The 22068-nt window shown below is 64.1% G+C and carries 17 protein-coding genes; 8 read left to right on the top strand and 9 right to left on the bottom strand.

Annotated features, from left to right (window positions below):
- Positions 1-92: 92 nt before the first annotated feature.
- Entirely contained in the window at positions 93-1481 is a 1389-nt protein-coding gene (locus MJ643_RS06840) for a NorM family multidrug efflux MATE transporter (RefSeq protein WP_024087906.1), read from the bottom strand.
- 156 nt (positions 1482-1637) lie between these two features.
- On the opposite strand from MJ643_RS06840, the gene MJ643_RS06845 reads away from it, so the two are divergent.
- Positions 1638-2564 carry a LysR substrate-binding domain-containing protein gene (locus MJ643_RS06845; RefSeq protein ID WP_013974772.1) on the top strand — a complete coding sequence of 309 codons (927 nt, stop codon included), beginning with the start codon at positions 1638-1640 and terminating at the stop codon, positions 2562-2564.
- A 113-nt stretch (positions 2565-2677) separates the two neighbouring features.
- Here MJ643_RS06845 and MJ643_RS06850 read toward each other — a convergent pair whose 3' ends face one another.
- Positions 2678-4072, bottom strand: coding sequence for a VOC family protein (locus MJ643_RS06850; RefSeq protein WP_024087905.1), 1395 nt, complete (start codon positions 4070-4072; stop codon positions 2678-2680).
- A gap of 203 nt (positions 4073-4275) precedes the next feature.
- The gene (locus MJ643_RS06855; protein WP_013974770.1) at positions 4276-5166 is read right to left on the bottom strand and encodes a LysR family transcriptional regulator; all 891 of its coding nucleotides are present in this window, start codon (positions 5164-5166) and stop codon (positions 4276-4278) included.
- A 136-nt stretch (positions 5167-5302) separates the two neighbouring features.
- Between MJ643_RS06855 and MJ643_RS06860 the strand changes: the two genes are divergently transcribed.
- Together MJ643_RS06860 and MJ643_RS06865 are read left to right on the top strand one after the other, a co-directional pair.
- Positions 5303-6793 carry an aldehyde dehydrogenase family protein gene (locus MJ643_RS06860; RefSeq protein ID WP_003253547.1) on the top strand — a complete coding sequence of 497 codons (1491 nt, stop codon included), beginning with the start codon at positions 5303-5305 and terminating at the stop codon, positions 6791-6793.
- A gap of 167 nt (positions 6794-6960) precedes the next feature.
- On the top strand, positions 6961-8247 hold the full coding sequence (locus tag MJ643_RS06865) for an FAD-binding oxidoreductase (protein ID WP_024087904.1): 1287 nt from the start codon (positions 6961-6963) through the stop codon (positions 8245-8247).
- A gap of 108 nt (positions 8248-8355) precedes the next feature.
- Here the strand turns inward: MJ643_RS06865 and MJ643_RS06870 are convergent, their stop codons facing one another.
- The gene (locus MJ643_RS06870) at positions 8356-9783 is read right to left on the bottom strand and encodes a mechanosensitive ion channel family protein (RefSeq protein WP_024087903.1); all 1428 of its coding nucleotides are present in this window, start codon (positions 9781-9783) and stop codon (positions 8356-8358) included.
- Between the two features lie 320 nt (positions 9784-10103).
- Here MJ643_RS06870 and ycaC (MJ643_RS06875) point away from each other — a divergent pair, with 320 nt between their 5' ends.
- From ycaC (MJ643_RS06875) to MJ643_RS06890, 4 genes are all read left to right on the top strand, one after another.
- Positions 10104-10733, top strand: a complete 630-nt coding sequence (gene ycaC / locus MJ643_RS06875; RefSeq protein ID WP_247726714.1) for an isochorismate family cysteine hydrolase YcaC — start codon at positions 10104-10106, stop codon at positions 10731-10733.
- A gap of 114 nt (positions 10734-10847) precedes the next feature.
- Positions 10848-11156 carry a hypothetical protein gene (locus MJ643_RS06880; RefSeq protein ID WP_023661330.1) on the top strand — a complete coding sequence of 103 codons (309 nt, stop codon included), beginning with the start codon at positions 10848-10850 and terminating at the stop codon, positions 11154-11156.
- A 39-nt stretch (positions 11157-11195) separates the two neighbouring features.
- The gene (locus MJ643_RS06885; RefSeq protein WP_023661331.1) at positions 11196-12014 is read left to right on the top strand and encodes an alpha/beta hydrolase; all 819 of its coding nucleotides are present in this window, start codon (positions 11196-11198) and stop codon (positions 12012-12014) included.
- A 377-nt stretch (positions 12015-12391) separates the two neighbouring features.
- Positions 12392-14233: an amidohydrolase gene (locus MJ643_RS06890; RefSeq protein ID WP_038410295.1), complete on the top strand. Its 1842-nt coding sequence runs from the start codon at positions 12392-12394 to the stop codon at positions 14231-14233.
- Positions 14234-14397: 164 nt separating this feature from the next.
- On the opposite strand, the gene MJ643_RS06895 is transcribed toward MJ643_RS06890, so the two are convergent.
- From MJ643_RS06895 to MJ643_RS06905, 3 genes are all read right to left on the bottom strand, one after another.
- Positions 14398-15996, bottom strand: coding sequence for an MFS transporter (locus tag MJ643_RS06895; protein WP_044047176.1), 1599 nt, complete (start codon positions 15994-15996; stop codon positions 14398-14400).
- 1 nt (position 15997) lies between these two features.
- Complete coding sequence (locus tag MJ643_RS06900) at positions 15998-17260, bottom strand: OprD family porin (RefSeq protein WP_208209239.1); 1263 nt, start codon at positions 17258-17260, stop codon at positions 15998-16000.
- A 203-nt stretch (positions 17261-17463) separates the two neighbouring features.
- A complete protein-coding gene (locus MJ643_RS06905; RefSeq protein ID WP_013974761.1) occupies positions 17464-18375 on the bottom strand; it encodes a LysR substrate-binding domain-containing protein in 912 nt (303 codons plus the stop codon).
- 280 nt (positions 18376-18655) lie between these two features.
- On the opposite strand from MJ643_RS06905, the gene ycaC (MJ643_RS06910) reads away from it, so the two are divergent.
- Positions 18656-19285: an isochorismate family cysteine hydrolase YcaC gene (gene ycaC, locus MJ643_RS06910; protein WP_013974760.1), complete on the top strand. Its 630-nt coding sequence runs from the start codon at positions 18656-18658 to the stop codon at positions 19283-19285.
- 177 nt (positions 19286-19462) lie between these two features.
- On the opposite strand, the gene MJ643_RS06915 is transcribed toward ycaC (MJ643_RS06910), so the two are convergent.
- Together MJ643_RS06915 and MJ643_RS06920 are read right to left on the bottom strand one after the other, a co-directional pair.
- Positions 19463-19756 (bottom strand): hypothetical protein, encoded by a 294-nt coding sequence (locus MJ643_RS06915; protein ID WP_015272306.1) that lies wholly within the window; start codon positions 19754-19756, stop codon positions 19463-19465.
- Between the two features lie 415 nt (positions 19757-20171).
- Positions 20172-21959 (bottom strand): monovalent cation:proton antiporter-2 (CPA2) family protein, encoded by a 1788-nt coding sequence (locus MJ643_RS06920; protein WP_208209240.1) that lies wholly within the window; start codon positions 21957-21959, stop codon positions 20172-20174.
- Positions 21960-22068 lie beyond the last annotated feature (109 nt).

Raw genomic sequence — 22068 nt, forward strand, 5'->3', positions numbered from 1 at the left:
CGCGGGTGAACCCGCTCCCACAGGCTTTGCACAGGATTCAGACCCTGCGCAGTCCCTGTGGGAGCGGGTTTACCCGCGAAGAGGCCCGCAAGTCAGGCCGAAGCCGTCGCCGCTCCACCAATCCCGGCCTTGCCCAAAAGCCGCTTCATCCGCCACTCAAAGCCAAAGGTCAGTGCCACCGCCGCACACGCCAGCCCCAACGCCAGCCCCCACCACACCCCGACCGCGCCACCGCCCAGGGTAAAGGTGAACAGCCAGGCGCTCGGCGCCCCCACCAGCCAGTAGCACACCAGCCCGATCAGGAAGGTCGTCTTGGCATCCTTCAGCCCACGGATCGAGCCCATCGCGATCGTCTGCATGCCATCGAACAGCTCGAACCACGCAGCCACCATCAGCAACTGCACCGCCAGCTGGAAGATCGCCGCAAATGCCGGGTCGTCACGGTCGATGAACAGCCCCACCAGCGCATCGGGCAGCAGCCAGAACAACGCGGCGAAGGCAAACATGATCATCGCCCCGAAGCCGATGCCCACCCGCCCGGCGCTGCGCGCCGCCAGCAGGTTGCCGGCGCCGTAGTACAGCCCCACGCGCATGGTCACCGCATACGACAACCCGGTCGGCACCATGAACGCCGTGGAGACGATCTGCAGGGCGATCTGGTGCGCCGCCAGCTCGGTACTGCCCAGCACGCCCATGCACAGCGCGGCAAAGGCGAACAGGCCGACTTCCACCATGTAGGTGCCGCCAATCGGCAGGCCCAGCCGCCACAGCTCGCGCAGGGCCGGCAGCGAAGGGCGCGACAGGCCCTTGCGCAATGGGTAGGCGGCATAGGCCGGGTGCCAACGGATATACAGCGCCAAGGCAATGGCCATGCCCATCGACACCACCGCGGTGACCAGGCCGATGCCCATCAGGCCCAGCTTGGGCAGGCCGAACATGCCTTCGATCAGCGCCACGTTGAACAGGTAGTTGAGCACCGTGCCAACCAGGCTGATGACCATCACCGGCGTAGACCGGCCCAGCGCGCTGGTGAAGCCGCGCAACGCCATGAAAGTCAGGTAGCCGGGCAGCGCCAGTGGCAGCAGGGTGAGGAATTCGGCGGCCGAGGCAACGTTCTCGGGCTTTTGCCCGAACAGCAGCAGTACCGGTTCAAGGTTCCACAGCACCAGCGCAGCGAACAGCGCCAGGCCCCAGGCCAGCCACAGGCCACCCTGCGCCAGGCGGGTGGCGCCTTCGATGTCGTTGGCGCCCTTGCGAATGGCCACCAGGGTGCCGACCGCAGCGATCACGCCAAGGCAGAAGATCGACACGAACGAGTAGCTCGCCGCACCCAGGCCGCCACCAGCCAGGGCTTGCGGGCTGATGCGGGCCATCATCAGGGTATCGGTCAGCACCATCAGCATGTGCGCCAACTGCGAGGCGATCAGCGGCCCGGCCAGGCGCAGCAAAGCCTTGAGTTCTGTGGTGGGCGCGACATGCATGGGGGCAGTCCTTTTCCTGGGGTGATTAACGAAGGGCGATTCTGAGGCTTTGGTCAACTTTGCACAAAAGGATAAAAGCGATTATTGGCATGAGTCTGACTCATGTATATATGCTTCCCGGTGATTCATTTCTCAGCCCCGTATGGCAGGTGCCTCATGTCCCGTCAGCTCCCCCCGCTGTATGCCCTGCGCGCATTCGAAGCCGCCGCGCGGCTAAGCTCCTTCACCCGTGCCGGCGAAGAGCTGTCGATTACCCAGAGCGCGGTCAGCCGGCATATCCGCACGCTGGAGGAGCATTTTGCCTGCCGCCTGTTCGTGCGCAGTGGCCGCAGCCTGCAACTGACCGAAGCGGCGCGGGTGCTGCTGCCCGGTGTGCGTGAAGGCTTTGCCGCGCTGGAACGGGCTTGCGATACCTTGCGCGGTGAGGATGACATCCTGCGCATGAAGGCTCCCTCGACCCTGACCATGCGCTGGTTGCTGGCGCGCCTTAGCCGCTTTCGCCACTTGCAGCCTGGCAACGAAGTTCAGCTGACCAGCGCCTGGATGGATGTCGACCATGTGGACTTCAACCAGGAGCCGTTCGATTGCGCGGTGTTGCTCAGCGACGGGGTGTTCCCGCCGGAATGGGAAGTGCGCAGGTTGTTCCCGGAGCTGCTGATCCCCGTGGGTGCGCCAGACCTGCTCGACGAGGAACCCTGGGACGAGCGTCGGCTGGCCTGCATAGAGCTGCTGCACCCCACGGTGGACAAGCGCGACTGGCGGGAATGGTTGGAGCGCATGGGGTTGAGTGACAAGGTTTCGCTCAAGGGCGGGCAGGTGTTCGACACTCTGGAGCTGGGCATGATTGCCGCGGCGCGTGGCTATGGCATTTCCATGGGTGATTTGCTGATGGTGGCCGAGGATGTCGCGCAAGGACGCCTTAGCCTGCCTTGGCCGACGGCGGTGCCCAGCGGGATGGATTATTACCTGGTGTGGCCGCGCACTCGGCCAGGGGGCGAGCGGTTGCGACGTTTGAGCGCGTTTCTGGAAGAGGAGGTGGCGGCGATGGATTTGCCGGATGTGCAGATCCTGCCGGCCCTTTGATCGCCTGTACCGGCCTCTTCGCGGGTAAACCCGCTCCCACAGGCTCGGTGCAGGCCTTGAGGCCAGTACTGTACCGGTGGGAGCGGGTTTACCCGCGAAGAGGCCGCAATGCCTTACATCGAGCCCAGGTTCAACGCCTGTGCACACGCCTGCAGCGACCGACGCTCGCTCTGCGCATACAGCGCCAGCTCATCCTGCACCTGCAGCCCCAGCGCCGCTTCGAACGCATCGCGGTTGGCGTTGCTGCCGTACTCGGCCTGCGCGTCGTCACCCAGGTTGGACTGGAAGATCCCCGCCGCACTCACCGGCAGGAAATCCTCGTACACCAGCGCCTCGAAGTGCACATGGCCAGCCTCGATCAACCCCTCCAGCGTGGTTGGGCGGTCGTCCTGGTCACGCGCAGCCAGGCCTTTCTCGGTGGCGAAGTAGCGGAAGTAGGCCAGCCCTTGTTCACGCATCTGCGCCAGGTCGTCCGGGAACTCGGCAAAGGTGTCCTTCAACAACGCCATGTAGCGTTCGGCATTGGCCTCGGCCGGGGCGCCACCCAGGGCGGCGCGGGTGGCGTCGAGCAGCTTGTCGTACAGCTGGCGGCCTTTCGGCGTCAGCGCCGCGCCGCGTTGCTCGATTTCGCCAAAGCGCGCGGTGTGGCTGCCTTCGCTGCCCTGCTGGTCGCTGAACGCGACCTTTTCCTGCAGGGCTTTGAAGCTGGTCTGGCGCAGCAGGATCGGGTGGCGGCGGGTGGGCGGGCCTTCGACCACGGCCTTTGGCGGGATGCCCTTGGCCGGCATGCCGAGCTGGATTGCATCGATGTCAAGGGTGCGCGGGGTCAGATGGTTGATGTGCGGGCCCTTGAAGGCCACCACATCGGCGATCAGGCGGTGCTGGTCGTGCAACTGCTGGTACTGCTCGGCAGTGACGGTGGCGTCATGGTGCCAGCGGAAGGTGTGCAGCGCTTCTTGCACGAACACCTCGGCATCGGCGGCATTCAGGCCACCATCGCGCTCGCATTGGTCGATCAGCTCTAGGGCGCGGGCGCTGAAGATCTGGCGCTTGGCCAGGATGCTCTCTGCCAGCTCGCGCAGCTGCGGGTTGTCGATCAGTTCCAGGCGCAGCAGCGAGGTGAACACGCGGAACGGGCTGACGTGCAGCGACTGCTCGTGCACCGCGCGGAAGGCGGTGGAATGCACCGGCACACCGGCGGAACTGAGGTCGTAGTAGCCGACTGGCTGCATGCCCATGACCGCGAACAACCGGGCGATGGTGGCCAGCTCTGCGGCGGTGCCGACACGGATGGCACCGTGGCGCTCCTGATCCAGGCGCTCGATTTCGCCGGTCCAGCGCAGGGCCTCGGCAACCTCGGGTTGCTGGACCATGACCTGCTGGTTGATTTCGCTCACCAGCTCCAGCAGCGTGCCGTACAGGGGCACTTCCTGTTTGTACATGAGCGACATGGCGGCAGAGAACTGCGCGCGGATGCTGTCGGGGCTGACGAAATCGTGGGCGGGCATCGCTAGCTTCCTGGTTGGGTTCGGACGCTTACATGAAAGCTGGGAATGCACTTTGCTCACAAGCGAAAAAAAGTGAGTGTGTCATTCCTTTTTTGATCGACCTCAAGGGCCCTTTCGCGGGTAAACCCGCTCCCACAGGGTACCTCACAGGGTTCAGGCTTTGCGTGATACCTGTGGGAGCGGGTTTACCCGCGAAGAGGCCCTCAGGTCGATAGCTGCTCACGAATCCATTCCACCAACGCCCTTACCTTGGGCACCTCCGCCGCATGCTCGGCATACGCCAGGTAATGCGCCCCGGCACTGCGCATCGCATGGTTCCACGGCACCACCAAACTCCCCTCGGCCAGCTCCTTCGCCGCCAGGTAGCGCGGCACCAACGCCACCCCGCACCCGGCCTGCGCCGCGCTCAAGGCCATGTAGAAGGTATCGAAGCGCGGCCCGTGGTAGGCACTGACGCTCTGCAAACCCAACTCCAGGAACCACTCATGCCAGGCCTCTGGCCGCGAGGTGCTCTGCAGCAACACCAGTTCGGCCAGCTCTCCGGCATCGTTCAGTTCACGCCCGGCCAGCAACTCCGGCGCACATACCGGCACCACCTCTTCACCGAACAGCTCCATGCAGGTGGCCCCCGGCCAAGTGCCCTGGCCATAGAAGAACACCACGTCCGCCGAGCCTTGCAGCAGGGCGAAAGGCTCCATCTCGTTGCGGATGTCCAGGTGGATGTTGTTGTGGCGCTTGCCAAAACCCTTGAGGTGCGGGATCAACCAGCGCACGCCAAAACTCGGCTGAGTGGCTACCTTCAATATCTCGGTCTGCTCGCCGTAGGTGAGCACATAGCGGCTGGACATATCCACCTGGGTGAGGATCTTGTTGACCTCGGCCAGGTACAGGCTGCCCGCCGGCGTCAGCTGCAGACGGCGGCGGATACGCAGGAACAGGTGGTGGCGCAGCATGTCTTCAAGCTGCGCCACCTGCTTGCTGACCGCGCTCTGGGTCAGGTGCAGCTCTTCGGCGGCACGGGTAAAGCTCAAATGGCGGGCTGCAGCTTCGAAGCACTGCAGGGCGGTCATGGAGGGCACCAGGCGTTTGGACATAGCGGTCTCTGCGGCTCAAATCATTACCTGACGGAATGATATGCGGAATAAAGGTCGTTTGTTGCACCGGTGTGATCGGATTAATACTGATCCACATCATTTTTCCACCCCATCACCCGATGTAGGAGATGCACAAATGGTTGCTGGACTGCTCGAGCGCCTTGGCGTTGCTGCCGAGGCTTACACCCAGGGCGACTACCCTGTTCACACGCCGATCGACGGCAGCCAGATCGCCTCGGTGAAACTGCTCGGCAAGGCCGAGACCATCGCCCGCATCGATCAGGCCCAGAGCGCCTTCGAAGCCTGGCGCAGCGTGCCGGCCCCGCGCCGTGGCGAGCTGGTGCGCCTGTTCGGCGAGGTGCTGCGTGAGCACAAGGCCGACCTCGGCGAGCTGGTTTCGATCGAAGCCGGCAAGATCACCCAGGAAGGCCTGGGCGAAGTGCAGGAAATGATCGACATCTGCGACTTCGCCGTTGGCCTGTCGCGCCAGCTGTACGGCCTGACCATCGCTTCCGAGCGCCCTGGCCACCACATGCGTGAAACCTGGCACCCGCTGGGCGTGGTCGGCGTGATCAGCGCCTTCAACTTCCCGGTCGCAGTCTGGGCCTGGAACACTGCCCTGGCCCTGGTCGCCGGTAACTCGGTGGTATGGAAACCGTCCGAGAAGACCCCGCTGACCGCCCTGGCCTGCCAGGCGCTGTTCGAAAAAGCCCTGAAAGCCTTTGGTGATGCCCCGGCTGGCCTGGCACAACTGGTGATCGGCGGCCGTGAAGCCGGCGAAGCCATGGTCGACGACCCGCGCGTACCGCTGGTCAGCGCCACCGGCAGCACCCGCATGGGGCGCGAAGTCGGCCCACGTGTGGCTGCCCGCTTCGGCCGCAGCATCCTCGAGCTGGGTGGCAACAACGCCATGATCCTGGCCCCGAGCGCCGACCTCGACCTGGCCGTGCGTGGCATCCTGTTCTCCGCAGTCGGCACCGCCGGCCAGCGTTGCACCACCCTGCGCCGCCTGATCGTGCACCGTTCGATCAAGGACGAAGTGGTTGCCCGCGTCAAAGCTGCCTACGGCAAGGTGCGCATCGGCGACCCACGCAAGGACAACCTGGTGGGCCCGCTGATCGACAAGCAGTCGTTCGACGCCATGCAGGGCGCGCTGGCCAAGGCCCGCGACGAAGGTGGCCAGGTATTTGGTGGCGAGCGTCAGCTGGCCGATCAGTACCCGAACGCCTACTACGTATCGCCTGCCATCGCCGAAATGCCGGCGCAGAGCGACGTGGTGCGCCACGAAACCTTCGCCCCGATCCTGTACGTGCTGGCCTACGACGACTTCGAAGAGGCCCTGCGCTTGAACAACGAAGTGCCACAAGGCCTGTCGTCGTGCATCTTCACCACCGACATCCGTGAGGCCGAACGCTTCCAGAGCGCCTCGGGCAGCGACTGCGGCATCGCCAATGTCAACATCGGTACCAGCGGCGCCGAGATCGGCGGTGCGTTCGGTGGCGAGAAGGAGACTGGTGGTGGCCGTGAGTCCGGTTCGGACGCCTGGAAAGGCTACATGCGTCGCCAGACCAACACCGTGAACTACTCGCGCGAACTGCCGCTGGCGCAGGGTATCGTGTTCGACTGATCGGCTGATGCTGCATGGCCGGGGGCCTGGCCCCCGGTTCGCGGGTAAACCCGCTCCCACAGGTACAACACAGTTCTTGAAACCTGTGATGCACCTGTGGGAGCGGGTTTACCCGCGAATGGGCCGCACAACGGCCCCAAACAAGAACAAATTGCTGGAGCCGGGCCATGTCCGAACTGCGTCAAGAATGCTTGTGGGAATTCGTCAGCAAACCGACCGTCGCCGCCCAGGCCCTGGCCGGTGAGCACAAGGCCGATGTCTGTGTGATCGGTGGCGGCATTACCGGCCTGTCGGCGGCCATTCACCTGCTCGAACAGGGCAAGTCGGTGATCCTGCTGGAGGCCTGGAAGATCGGTCACGGTGGCTCCGGGCGCAACGTCGGCCTGGTCAACGCCGGCACCTGGATCCGCCCCGACGATGTCGAGGCCACCCTCGGCCTGCAGCAGGGCAGCCGCCTGAACAAGGTGCTCGGCGAAGCCCCGGCCGAAGTGTTCGCCATGATCGAACGCCTTGGCATCGACTGCCAGGCCCAGCACAAAGGCACGCTGCACATGGCGCACAACGCCACCGGTATCGCCGACCTGGAGGCCCGCCACGAGCAATGGCGCCGCCGTGGTGCCGATGTGGAGCTGCTGACCGGCGCCCAATGCCAGGAATACTGCGGCACCGACAAGATTTCCGCCGCGCTGCTCGACCGCCGCGCCGGCACCATCAACCCCATGGGCTACACCCAGGGCCTGGCCGCAGCGGTGGCACGCCTGGGTGGCAAGCTGTTCCAGCAGTCTTCGGTCGAAGGCCTGGAGCGTGACGGCGATGCCTGGCGGGTAAAGACCGCACGTGGTTCGGTGCGCGCCGACAAGGTGGTGGTTTCCACCGGCGCCTACACCGAAGGCGACTGGAGCAACCTGCAGAAGCAGTTCTTCCGTGGCTACTACTACCAGGTGGCATCCAAGCCGTTGCAGGGTGCTGCAGCCGACAAGGTGTTGCCACATGGCCAAGGCTCATGGGACACCCGCACCGTGCTCAGCAGCATCCGTCGCGACGACCAGGGCCGCCTGCTGCTCGGCAGCCTGGGCCGGGTCGACAACAAGCCGGCGTGGTTCGTGCGCAGCTGGGCTGACCGCATCCAGAGCCACTATTACCCGGAGCTGGGCAAGGTCGAGTGGGAAATGCACTGGACCGGTTGCATCGACTTCACCCCAGACCACCTGATGCGCCTGTTCGAACCGGCGCCGGGGCTGGTGGCGGTGACCGGGTACAACGGGCGCGGCAATACCACCGGGACCGTGATCGGCCGGGCGTTCGCCGAGTTCCTGCTGAAGGGGGAGGCGGGCAGCCTGCCGATTCCGTTCTCGCCGATGAAGGGCGTGAGTGCGCCCTCGTTGCGGACTGCGTTCTACGAGTCCGGGTTCTCGCTGTACCACGCGGGGCAATGCCTAAGGGTTGTGTTGTAAATACTGGCCTCTTCGCGGGTAAACCCGCTCCCACAGGTACTGCGCAGCGTTCAGATTTTGCGCGGTCTCTGTGGGAGCGGGTTGACCCGCGAAGAGGCCGGCACAGGCTTACTTGTGCAACCAGCTGAGAAAACCGCCCTTCTTGATCGAAACCGGCTTCTGCAGCAACAACGACTCCCGGCTCTGCCGCCGAAACCGCTGCAACTTGCTCAACGCCGTTTGCACATCGCCGCGTTGCACCAGGCAGCTCTTCACCTGTTCCTTGTCGATCCGATACAGCACGCAACCGGTCAGCGTGCGGAACTCGGCCAGCGAGTCCTCTTCGTCGATGATTCCTTCGATCCCCAGCACCTCGCCCGGCCCCATGCGCCCGGCCTCGACCAGCTTGTCGCCATCGCGGATCGACGCCGAAACCACCCCGCTGCCAATCACCAGCAAATGATCGGAATGCTCGCCCACGCCCAGGATTACCTGGTCGGCCAGGTATTCCACCGCCGTCATGCGCTGGCTAAGCGCATCGCGCTCTTCCGCACTCAGCGAGCGGAACACCCGCACCTCGTCCAGCACCTCGCGCTGGCGGCTGCGTGGTGGCATGGCCAGGTCGGTGTTCCACATTACCCCGCTGGCCTCCAGGTGCCGGTGGGCCAGGTCGAACAGCTGATTGCGCGCGTCGCCCTTGGCGCCCGCGTCGGCCACGAAGCCGCTGGCTTCGTACTCCACTGATTCCAGCGTCGAGGCTTTCACCGTCACCTTTGGTCTTGGTGTAGCCAGGATGGCACTGACGCCTTGCAAGGCTTTTTCCAGAGCATCGAACACCCGTTTGGGCCGCACCTTGGCCGGTACCACCACGCTGACCGACACCCCGTGCACATCGGCCGGGCGGCTGTGGTTGAGCAGCCGGGCCTTGGCCGCCACCGAGTTGGGGATCACCGCCAGGCTGCCGGTGCTGGTGAGCAGGCGGGTGGCACGCCAGTCGATTTCCAGCACCTTGCCTTCGGTGTTATCGATGGAGATCGAGTCGCCAATCTGATACGGCCGCGTGGTGTTCAGGATGATGCCACTGAACACGTCGGCCAATGTGCTCTGCAGCGCCAGGCCGATGACGATGGCCATTACCCCCGATGTAGCCAGCAGGCCCTTCACCGGCAACTGCAACACATAACCTGCGGCGGCGACCACCGCAGCCAGGAAGATCAGCGCCCCCAGCACATCCTGCAGCAAACGCCCGCCATGGCTGCCACGGGCACCCAGCAACAGGCCGAACACCACCGTCACCGTGCGTGCGCCGAACAGCCACCAGCCGATCGCCAGTACCGTGGCGATCAGGTTGCGCGAGACATCATCGGGCCAGGGGGGTGGTTGCATCGGGCTCATGCCGGCAGCCACCAGTACCGAGCTGAACAGCAGGAACAGCACCAACCGCGTGCCGATACGCCAGGCGCGTTGCTGGAGAGGAATCAGTTGCCAGAGCACGAGGTCGAGCAGGACCAGGGCGGTGCCGAGCAACAACGGGTATGACTGGATGAACGCCAGCATGGTGGTCTCGGGTGAGGGGAGGGTTGTGGGTAGTAATAGAGCAGGTTGGACGGGCAGGCAATGGGGCCTGTGCCGGCCTCTTCGCGGCTAAAGCCGCTCCCACAGGGATTGCGCTGGATCTGAATCGTGCGCAGTACCTGTAGGAGCGGCTTTAGCCGCGAAAGGGCCGGTCGAGCCCATACAAAACCATCGTTCATAAAACAGAACGCTAGAGCCAAAAATCGCTATCTACCGCCCAAAAGGTCATGGTTTTAATCTTCCCCCATCAACGCGAAACACCCAACTTACTGAAAAGATCAAAACCCTTAGGAGCAACGACCATGACCAACTTCAAATACAACCGCCTGAACAAAGACGACGCTGCTGTCCTGCTGGTCGACCACCAGGCTGGCCTGCTGTCCCTGGTCCGTGACATCGAGCCGGACAAGTTCAAGAACAATGTGCTGGCCCTGGCCGACCTGGCCAAGTTCTTCAACCTGCCGACCATCCTCACCACCAGCTTCGAGCAAGGCCCCAACGGCCCGCTGGTACCAGAGCTGAAAGCCCTGTTCCCGGACGCCCCCTACATCGCCCGCCCAGGCCAGATCAACGCCTGGGACAACGAGGACTTCGTCAAGGCGGTGAAGGCCACCGGCAAGAAGCAACTGATCATCGCCGGCGTGGTGACTGAAGTGTGCGTAGCCTTCCCGGCGCTGTCGGCCCTGGAGGAAGAGTTCGAAGTGTTCGTGGTCACTGATGCCTCCGGCACCTTCAACGCGATGACCCGCGACGCCGCCCACGACCGTATGAGCCAGGCCGGTGCACAACTGATGACCTGGTTCGGCGTGGCCTGTGAGCTGCACCGCGACTGGCGCAACGACATCGAAGGGCTGGCCGCGCTGTGCTCCAACCACATCCCGGACTACCGCAACCTGATCACCAGCTACAACGCTTTCAACGCCAGCAAGTAAGCCAGATGTGCGGGCACCGCCAGCCGGTGCCCGCCAAGGCAGCACACCTGTCCAATCCAGCGCCCGTCCGCCGTTGCACAGTGGATGCGGGCAAGCTCATCCCAAGGAACGCCGATGAACACCGCACCCCAAGACAACCACGACGTAGTGACCGTATGCCTGCAACACAAGGTAATCGCCAGTTCGAAGGGCGCTACGCCGGCACAACCGCCGCGCTGGAAGCAGGCCCTGCTGACCTACCTGGTGATCTGCCCGATGACCATGATCATTCCACAACTGCTGGCGCCGCTGTTCGCACGCTTCCCGCAGCTGGGGGGCGCGATCATCGGCAACCTGATCGTCAACCTGTTCGTCATCCTGCCCGTGGTGTTCTACATCATGCCTTGGGTAACCCGCCGCTGCGCCAACTGGCTGCGTGGCTGAGCCAGGCCTTTACCTCGACATTTTCAAGGAGATACCGACATGAGCACGTTCGTTACCCGCGATGGTACTTCGATCTACTTCAAGGACTGGGGCAGCGGCAAGCCTGTGCTGTTCAGCCACGGCTGGCCACTGGATGCCGACATGTGGGATTCGCAGATGGAATACCTGGCCAGCCGCGGCTACCGCGCCATCGCTTTCGACCGCCGTGGTTTCGGCCGTTCGAGCCAGCCGTGGAGCGGCTACGACTACGACACCTTCGCCGATGACATCGCCCAGCTGATCGAACACCTCGACCTGCGCGATGTGACCTTGGTGGGCTTCTCGATGGGTGGCGGTGACGTCAGCCGCTACATCGCCCGCCACGGCAGCGAGCGTGTGGCCGGGCTGGTGCTGCTTGGCGCGGTGACGCCGGTGTTCGGCAAGCGTGACGACAACCCTGAAGGGGTCGACCTATCGGTGTTCGAGGGTATCTGCACCGGCCTGCGTGCCGACCGGGCGCAGTTCATCGCCGATTTCGCCACGCCGTTCTATGGCATCAACCATGGGCAGCAGGTGTCCCAGGGTGTGCAGACCCAGACCTTGAACATTGCGCTGATGGCATCGATCAAGGGCACCTTGGATTGCGTGACCGCGTTCTCCGAAACCGACTTCCGCCCGGATATGGCCAAGATCGATGTGCCAACCCTGGTGATCCACGGTGACGACGACCAGATCGTGCCGTTCGAGAGCACCGGCAAGCGGGCGGCGGAGCTGATTCGTGGGGCTGAGCTGAAGGTGTACGCGGGGGCGCCGCACGGGTTTGCGGTGACTCATGCACAGCAACTCAATCAAGACTTGCTGGCGTTCCTTCAGAAGTAACTGTGCTGGGGCATTCGCGGGTAAACCCGCTGCCACAAGGGACACCACAGTCTTCAAGGCCGGTGATGTCCCTGTGGGAGCGGGTTCACCCGCGAAGAGGCCAGCCCAGGCAGCGCAAATGCTGAACAAGGCTAACCTTCAACAACCCACCGCACATCCATCCAAGCCTTGTCCCTACACCAACCGGCATGCTCCGCAGTTGCGCCTGCCCGCTGCCGCACCAGACGGAGAACCCCATGTCCCAGGACCGCAACGACAAGACCCGTCGCCAGTTCCTCGCCACCAGTACCGTGCTCGGTGCCGCTGGCGCGCTCTGGTCCGCATTGCCTTTTACCGGTTCCGCCGGTTCCGCTCACGCATCCACCCAAGGAGGTTCCATGACCGCCGATCTGATTCTGTTCAACGGCAAACTGCACACCGTTGATCGTGAAAAGCCCACCGCGACCGCCGTCGCCATCAAGGATGGCCGTTTCATCGCCGTGGGCAACGACGCCGAAGCCATGGCCCACAAGGGCGCCACCACGCAGATCATCGACCTCAAGCAGCGCACGGTCATCCCTGGCCTGAACGACTCGCACCTGCACCTGATCCGTGGTGGCCTGAACTACAACCTGGAGCTGCGCTGGGAAGGCGTGCCTTCGGTGGCCGATGCCCTGCGCATGCTCAAGGACCAGGCCGCGCGCACGCCCACCCCGCAGTGGGTGCGCGTGGTCGGTGGCTGGAACGAGTTCCAGTTCGCCGAAAAACGCATGCCCACCCTGGAGGAAATCAACCAGGCCGCACCTGACACCCCGGTATTCCTGCTGCACCTGTATGACCGCGCACTGCTCAACCGCGCCGCGCTCAAGGCCGTCGGCTACACCAAGGACACGCCCAACCCGCCGGGCGGCGAGATCCAGCGTGACAAGTTCGGCAACCCGACCGGCATGCTCATCGCCCGCCCCAACGCGATGATCCTCTACGCCACCTTGGCCAAGGGGCCGAAGCTGCCGCTGGAATACCAGGTCAACTCCACCCGCCAGTTCATGCGCGAGCTCAACCGCCTGGGCCTGACCAGTGCCATCGATGCCGGTGGTGGCTACCAGAACTACCCGGACGACTATCAGGTGATCCAGGAGCTGGCCGACAACAACCAGCTGACCGTGCGCATTGCCTACAACCTGTTCACCCAGAAGCCCAAGGAAGAGCTGGACGACTTCCGCAAGTGGACCTCCAGCGTGAAGCTGCACAGCGGTACCGACTTCCTGCGCCACAATGGCGCCGGCGAAATGCTGGTGTTCTCCGCCGCCGACTTCGAGGACTTCCTCGAACCGCGCCCGGACCTGCCGCAAACCATGGAACAAGAGCTGGAGCCGGTGGTGCGCCACCTGGTCGAGCAGCGCTGGCCGTTCCGCCTGCATGCCACCTACAACGAATCGATCACGCGCATGCTCGACGTGTTCGAGAAGGTCAACCGCGACATCCCGTTCAATGGCCTGCCATGGTTCTTCGACCACGCCGAAACCATCACCCCGCAGAACATCGAGCGTGTGCGTGCGCTGGGCGGCGGTATCGCGATCCAGGACCGCATGGCCTTCCAGGGTGAGTATTTCGTTGACCGCTACGGCGCCAAGGCTGCCGAGCAGACCCCGCCGATCAAGCGCATGCTCGACATGGGCGTGCCGGTGGGCGCCGGTACCGACGCCACCCGCGTGTCCAGCTACAACCCGTGGACCTCGCTGTACTGGCTGGTAAGCGGCAAGACCGTCGGTGGCATGGAGCTGTACCCGGAAGGCCTCAGCCGTGACACCGCGCTGCAGCTGTTCACCCAGGGCAGCGCCTGGTTCTCCAGCGAGCAGGGCAAGAAAGGCCAGATCAAGGTGGGCCAGCTGGCTGACCTGGCGGCGCTGTCGCTGGACTTCTTCAGTGTCGATGAAGAGGCGATCAAAGGCATCGAGTCGGTGCTGACCGTGGTCGATGGCAAGGTGGTGTATGGCGCGGCGGAATTCGACAAGCTCGGCCCGCCCCAGGTGCCGGTGCTGCCGGAGTGGTCGCCGGTGACCAAGGTGCCGGGCCACTGGCGCGTGGGCACGCCGTCGCTGGCAGCGGTGGCGCACCAGTGTGTCGGGCCTTGCGGGGTGCATGCGCACAGCCATGAGAAGGCACGGCATTCGAATGTGCCGGTGAATGACTTCCAGGGCTTCTGGGGGGCGCTGGGTTGTTCGTGCTTTGCTTTCTAAGCTGAGCTGATGTGAAAAAGGGGGCCAGTTATTGGCCCCCTTTTTTGTTCCTTCAGTGCTGGCCTCTTCGCGGGTAAACCCGCTCCCACAGGTACGGCAGCGCCCTTCAGGCCTGTGTTGTCCCTGTGGGAGCGGGTTTACCCGCGAAGAGGCCACAGCAGACATCAATGGTGAGTCTTGTGCTCAGCTCCAGCCAACAGATGCCGAATCTTCACTTCCACACCATCGGTCTGCAGCATCCGCACCCTGGCCTCGATCTTCAGCTCACCCCGGGTTACCCGGTGGTGATGCCTCAAATGCTCCAGCCACGATTCCTCGAAGAAGAACTCCAGCCACAACGCCGGGTCCGCGCTGTCGCGCATCAACCCCCACGACAACGCGCCATTGCGCTTGCGCATCGCCTCCAGCTCCCGCGCTGCCTGCTGGAACGCCTCGGCCTTGGCCGGGTCGATGTGGTATTCCACGGTAACCATCACCGGCCCGCTTTCCTTGTCCATGTCGTCGCTCAGCAGCGGCAACGGCCAATGCAGTGACGGCGTCAGCTCCTCGGCTGCGGTTTCCGGCAGCGTCACCTTGCAGGTCAGCAGCGTGCCCAGTGCCAGGCCAGCTGCGGCCAGCAGCAGGCTCAAGGTGATGGTTGCATGGCTGGCCAGCGTGCCCCACAGCAACCCGCCACTGGCCATGGCACCAAAGAAGATCAGGATGTACACCGACAGCGCCCGCGCCCGTACCCAGGCCGGTACCGAGGTCTGCGCCGCCACCTGCAGGTTGGACAGCACGGCAATCCACGCCGCGCCGCTGAGCAGCATTGCCGGCAGCAGCACATAGAAGTTGCGCACCAGCGCCAGGGCTAGCAGGAACAGGGCATACAGCAGGCTGGCCAGCAGCACCAGGCGGTCGCGGCTGATGCGTTCGCGCAGGCGTGGCAGCAAGGTGGCGCCGGCCACCGCGCCGATGCCGATGGCCGCCAGCAGCAGGCCGAAATCGGCGGCGGTACCTTGCATCTCGCCACGCACGATCAACGGCAGCAGCGAGGTGCCGGCGCTGGCGCAGAAAAAGAATGCCAAGGCGCGCAATATCACCGCCTGCAAGGGCTTGGCACTGCGCGCGAAACGCAGCCCGGTGCGCATGGCGCCGACGAAGCGCTCGGCCGGCAGCAGCGGCTCCTTCACCTCGCGCTTCCACAGGAACAGCACCAGGATCACCCCGGCGAACGAGATGGCATTCAGGGCGAAGGTCAGCCACGGGCCGACCATGCTCACCACCACGCCCGCCAAAGCCGGGCCGATGGCGCGCGACACATTGATACCGACACTGGAAAGCGCCACCGCGTTGGCCAGGTCGTCCTTGCCTACCAGCTCCGGTGTCAGCGCACTCCAGGCCGGCATCATCAGTGCCGTGCCGATGCCCAACGCCAGGGTAAGCACCAGCAGCAGGGTGACGTTCATCACCCCGAGCAGGGTCAGGGCCGCCAGCACCACGGCCACCGAAGACATCCACAGTTGCACCAGCAACAGGTATCGGCGCTTGTCGACGATATCAGCCGCCGCGCCGGCCGGCAGGGCAAGGAAGAACATTGGTAGCGAGCCGGCTACCTGGATCAGGGCCACGTGCAACGGGCTGGCCGACAGCGTGGTCATCAGCCAGCCGGCGCCCACCTCATGCATCCAGGTGCCGATGTTGGAAGCGATGGTGGCGATCCACAGCATGCGGAAGGTGGCGTTGCGCAATGGGCTCCAGGCGCCTGAAGGGGACGTGCTCATGTCAGAAGCTGCCTTTGAGTGGGTATTCGATGATCAGGTAGATCCGGTCGATGTCATCGCCAGCCTGGGCCTGGTTGGCGCGGTGGCTGACGTGGGAAAACGACAGGCTCAGGTCCTTGGCGGCGCCCGACTGCACCACGTATTTCAGGTCGATGTCGCGCTCCCAGTGCTTGCCGCCGTCGCCGTACTGGCCCGCATAGGCGCCGCCTGCCGGGGCATGGCTAACGTCGATGCCACGGCCGCTGACGTAGCGGCCCATCAGGCTCAGGCCGGGGGCGCCGAGGGTGGCGAAGTTGAGGTCGTAGCGCAGTTGCCATGAGCGCTCGCCGGGGCCGTTGAAGTCGGCGTACTTGATCGAGTTGGCCAGGTAGATGGAGTCGCCGCCGACGAAGTCGAACGGGGTATCGCCCTCGACCTTCTGGTAGGCCAGGCTCAGCGCCTGGGCGCCGAAGCTGTACCTGGCCAGCAGGCTGTAGGCGAGGGTGTCGATTGCCCCGGCACTGGCATTGCCGGTGTCGCGGGTCTTGTACAGGTTGCCGTCCAGGCGCCAGTTACCCTCGGCCAGGTTCAGGTTGAGGTAGGCCTGGCGCCAGGTGTCCTCCAACTGGCCTGCGTACAGTGCGCCGCCGAATGGCCCGTCGGGTGCGAACGCGGCACCGGCCAGGCTGATGGCACGGTTGTCGGTGGTGGCGCCGTAGCCGCTGAAGTCATCATGGCTGGAGCTGTTGCCCTGGTTGTTGAAGGCGGTGAAGTGCCCGGCCTGCAGGCGCCAGTCGGGCAGGTCGGTGTTGTCCAGGAACCAGCCGGTGGCGTACTCCGGGTGCAGGCGTTTGTCGCTGGTGTCGAACACCGGGGTTTCCACGGTCATTTCGCCGTAGTGCAGTTGGGTGTTGCCCAGGCGCAGCTTGAGCGCGGCGCCGGCGCTGGAGTAGTCGGACTCGGCGCGGCCATCGATGTCGCGCGGCAGCAGGCCGGTGCCGGCATGGCCGCGGCCGCCGTCCAGCTTGAGGCCGAGAAAGCCATGGGCATCGATACCGACGCCGAGCGTGCCCTCGGTGAAGCCGGAGCGGATTTCGCCAATGAAGCCCTGGGCCCATTCCTGGCGGTAGTTCTGGCCACTGCCGGAGGGCGAGCGGAAGTCGCTGTGCAGGAAGTAGTTGCGGCTGAGCAGCGACCAGCCGGGCTCTTCGGCCTGGCTGAGCACCGGGCACAGGGCGAGGGTGGCGAGCAGGGCGCAGCCTGGTCCGTGGGTGGCGCGGATCATGGGGGCTCCGGGAGGTATGATCCGGGACTGTGGAGGAAGGATAGGCCAGGGGTCTTGTATGTGTGTGCTCTGGCTGTTCTTGCCTGTGCCGGCCTCTTCGCGGGTGAACCCGCTCCTACAGATACTGCACAAACCTTGAGGCTAGTGGTGACCCTGTGGGAGCGGGTTTACCCGCGAAGAGGCCGGCACAGGCGGCAACCGGCTCAAGCCATGTCGCTGATGGCGAATTCTTCGGCCAGATGATCGATCAGCGCCCGCACCGATGGCAGCAACCCCCGCCGCGACGGGAAGATCGCATGCACGATGCCGCAACGCGGGTGCCAGTCCGGCAACAACTCCACCAGCCGCCCCGCCGCCAGGTCTTCGCGCACCGCCACCCGCGGCAGGTGAGCGATACCCACCCCGGCCACCACGAAATGGCGCAGGGCGAACAGGTCGTCCGTCACCATGCGCGGTGTGTGCGGGATGACGATGCTGCGGCTGCTGTCCTCACCCAGGAACAGCTCCCACTGGTACTCACGCTGGGCGCTGCCCCAATGCAGGCTCGGCAGCGTGCCGAGCAACTGCGGGTCGAAGCCCTTGGGCAACTGCTCCAGGTACTGCGGCTGGCCGACCAGGCACTGGGTGCTGTTGCTCAGTACCTTCATCACCATGTCGGTGTTCTCCAGCGGCGGAAAGCGCACCCGCAGGGCGATGTCGAAACCCTCGTGCAGCAGGTCGACGCGGCGGTTGGTGCTCTCGATGAACAGCTCCACCTGCGGGTACTTGAGCATGTAGCGGGTAAGCATCGGCCCGACCCAGGAATTGAGCAGGGTGGTCGGGCAACTGATACGCACCAGGCCGCGCGGTTCGCTGCGGTTGCGCTCGATGATCTCCGCCGCGCCCTCGGCCTCCACGCGCATGGCCAGGCAGCGGTTGTAGTAGGCCTGGCCGATCTCGGTGAGCGAACAATGGCGGCTGGTGCGGTGCAGCAGACGCACGCCCAGGCGGTCTTCGAGATCGGCGATGCGTCGGCTTAGCTTCGACTTGGGCATGTCCAGCGCCCGGCCAGCCGGGGCGAAGCCGCCGTGCTCGACTACCTGGGTGAAGTAGTAGAGGGAGTTGAGGTCTTCCAATGATCGGTCTCCGGGTGTTTGGTTGCCTGTGCCGGCCCTTTCGCGGGTAAACCCGCTCCTACAGGTAATGCACAGGGCTCAAGCCCTGCGCTATCCCTGTGGGAGCGGTTTTACCCGCGAAGAGGCCGGCACAGCCCCTACAAATCCATCGTTCATAAAACGGAACGCTAAAGCCAAATTCTGCTATCTACCGCCACAAAGGTGATGATTTTAATCTGTGCCCATCAACGCGAAACACCCCCGAATGCTGAAAAATTCATAACCCTCAGGAGCACAGACCATGAGTAAATTCACCTACAACCGCCTGAACAAAGACGACGCTGCTGTCCTGCTGGTCGACCACCAGGCTGGCCTGCTGTCCCTGGTCCGTGACATCGAGCCGGACAAGTTCAAGAACAATGTGCTGGCCCTGGCCGACCTGGCCAAGTTCTTCAACCTGCCGACCATCCTCACCACCAGCTTCGAGCAAGGCCCCAACGGCCCGCTGGTACCAGAGCTGAAAGCCCTGTTCCCGGACGCCCCGTACATCGCCCGCCCAGGCCAGATCAACGCCTGGGACAACGAAGACTTCGTCAAGGCGGTGAAGGCCACTGGCAAGAAACAGCTGATCATTGCCGGCGTGGTGACTGAGGTCTGTGTAGCGTTCCCGGCGCTGTCGGCCCTGGAAGAGGAGTTCGAAGTGTTCGTGGTGACCGATGCTTCCGGCACCTTCAACGAAATGACCCGCGATGCTGCCCATGACCGCATGAGCCGCGCCGGCGCGCAAATGATGACCTGGTTCGGCGTGGCCTGTGAGCTGCACCGCGACTGGCGCAACGACATCGAAGGGCTGGCGGCGCTGTGCTCCAACCACATTCCGGATTATCGCAACCTGATTACCAGCTACAACGCGTTGACTGCGGGTAAGTAACAGCCCGTTAGTTGAATGCAAAAAGGCCGGCTCCCTCTGTAGGGAGCTGGCCTTTTTTGTTTGCTGCGCTGGCCCTTTCGCGGGTAAACCCGCTCCCACAGGGACTGCACAGTTTCAGCGCCTGTGGTGATCCTTGTGGGAGCGGGTTCACCCGCGAAGAGGCCAGCAAGGACAACATCAATTCATGGGCTGCGACTCAATCCCATCCAGCAATGCCTCAACCAACCCTTCTGCCATTTCGAGCGCATTCAGGTTGCTCCAGAACAGGCTCTTGCCGGTTTCATCCAGGTGTTCCAGGGCTTTGTAGCCACAGTCGTAGGCGCCGCGCAGGTACTGGGCGACATGCACCAGGGCGTCGTGGGCAGAGACGCCCGGGTTTACTGTGAACAAAGGTGGATGGCCGGCATCGCAGCGGCTGAAAGCGCGCTCTTTGGTGTCGGGAAGAGGTGGATTGGGGACAATTTTTTTCATAGCCAAACTCCGATAGAGGTTGGCCGGCACCATCCGTTTCCACGCGAAGGGTGGCGGCTGCACGCGGGGTGGAAAGCCAGGCTATCGGAACCCCGGCAGGCCATTCGGCCTCCCGCGCGCAGCTGCCATGACAACAGCTATTCCGATTTACCTGCCGGGTTTCCACACCCGATCGCTGAACCGACAGCGACCCGGCAAGCCTAGAGAGCAGGCTTTCCCCGGACAATCAGACGGGCTTCGACACGGTGCGTAGGATAATTCGTCAGATGGTATGGCTGAGTAGGAAATGGCTCGCAACGAAGTAGGATGCTGCTGATATTTTTGTGCACTGGGGCCGCGCAGCGGACCCAGACAATCTCAAGCCAAAAATACAAAAGAGGGCCTGAGCCCTCTTCCTGAATCGATGCGCCAACCCTCAATCCGCATCCGAATCAAACAACCGCTCCAACTCCGCCCGGGCCTCCTTGGCCGTCTGCATCACCTTGGCCCGGTCATCACGCACTTGCCCCTGGGCCACCAGCACCTCTTCGTCATGCTGGGTAAACCGCGCAATCCGGTCCGCCGCCTGCGCCTCGCTCAACCCCAACCCCACCAATGCCCGGCGGGTCATCTCCAGGCTGGAGTAGAACGTCTCGCGAATCGGCTCGGCGCCGACATCCGCCAACTTGTGCACATGCTGGCGGTTACGCGCGCGGGCCAGCACTTTCAGGTGCGGGTACAGGCGTTTCACCCGTTCCGCCGTGTGAATGGCAGCTTCCGGGTCATCGATGGTGATGATGAAGTATTCCGCCTCGCCCACCTTGGCGGCATGCAGCACCTCGGGGCGCAGCGGGTCGCCGTAGAACACGGGTACCTGTTCGAACATACGGGTCATCTCGATGGTGTCCACCGAGGTTTCCAGGGCAATGAACGGAACTTTCTGTGCCCGCAGGATGCGCGCGACGATCTGGCCCATGCGGCCCATGCCGACGATCACCACCCGTGGCGTGTCAGCCTGGATCTGCTTGTAATGCTCCGGCACCTCACGCGCCGGTTGCGGGCGCTTGAGGGCGTGGGCGCAGCCAATCATCAGCAGCGGGGTAATGGCCATCGACAGGGTGATGGTCATCAGCAGCAGAACGTAGGTCTGGGTGTCGAACAGGCCTTGGTCCTTGCCCAGCTTGAACACCACGAAGGCAAATTCGCCACCGGCAGCCAGCACCATGCCCAGGCGCAGGGCGCTGGCGCTGTTCAGGCCACCGGCCAGGCGGCCGACGCCGATCAGCAGTACCAGCTTAACGGCCACCAGCAGCAGGGTCAGGCCCAGCACCACCAAAGGCATTTCCAGCAGCAGGCGCAGGTTGGCGCCCATGCCGACGCTGATGAAGAACAGCCCCAGCAGCAGGCCCTTGAACGGTTCGATCTGCGATTCCAGCTCGTGGCGGTATTCCGAGTCGGCCAGCAGCAGGCCGGCGAGGAAGGCACCCAGGGCCATGGAAATGCCGGCTTCTTCCATCAGCCAGGCAGTGCCGATCACAACCAGCAGCGCGGTGGCGGTGGACACTTCCGGCAGGCCGGTGCGGGCCACGGTGCGGAACACCGGGCGCAGCAGGTAGCGGCCACCGACGATGACCACCGCGATGCTGGCGAACACCTTCAGGCCATGCTCCAGGCTGTCGCCGTGGCTGGTGTCCGGGCCACTGGCGGCCAGCAGCGGAACCAATGCGATCAGTGGGATGGCGGCGATGTCCTGGAACAGCAGGATGGCGAACGCCAGGCGGCCGTGCGGGGCGTTGAGCTGCTTGCTTTCGGCCAGGCTCTGCAGGCCAAGGGCGGTGGACGACAGCGCCAGGCCCAGACCGAGCACGATGGCCGCCGGTAGCGTCTGGCTGAAGCCGAACAGGGCGATGGCGCCGATCAGCGCACCGGTGAGCAGCACCTGGGCGGTGCCGACGCCGAATACGGACTTGCGCATCAGCCACAGGCGCTTGGGCGACAGCTCGAGGCCGATGATGAACAGCAGCAGGACCACGCCCAGCTCGGAAATGTGCGCCACGCTTTCGGTATCGCGGATCAGGCCCAGCGCCTGCGGGCCAATGATCACGCCGGCGAGCAGGTAACCGAGCACGGCCCCCAGGTGCAGGCGCTTGGCCAGGGGGACGGCGAGGACAGCGGCGAGCAGGAAGATCACCGCGGTTTGCAGAAGGCTGCCTTCGTGTGGCATTGGCTCGTACTCCATGAGCTGCCGGGGCAGCGTTAGATCAGTTTGGCGGACAATTCTGGGGGAATGGGAGAGTGCCAGACAATCTGCTGAGAGGAAGACACATTGTCCT

The sequence above is a fragment of the Pseudomonas sp. PNPG3 genome (assembly GCF_023093815.1).
In the GTDB taxonomy this organism is placed as follows: Bacteria; Pseudomonadota; Gammaproteobacteria; order Pseudomonadales; family Pseudomonadaceae; genus Aquipseudomonas; species Aquipseudomonas asiatica.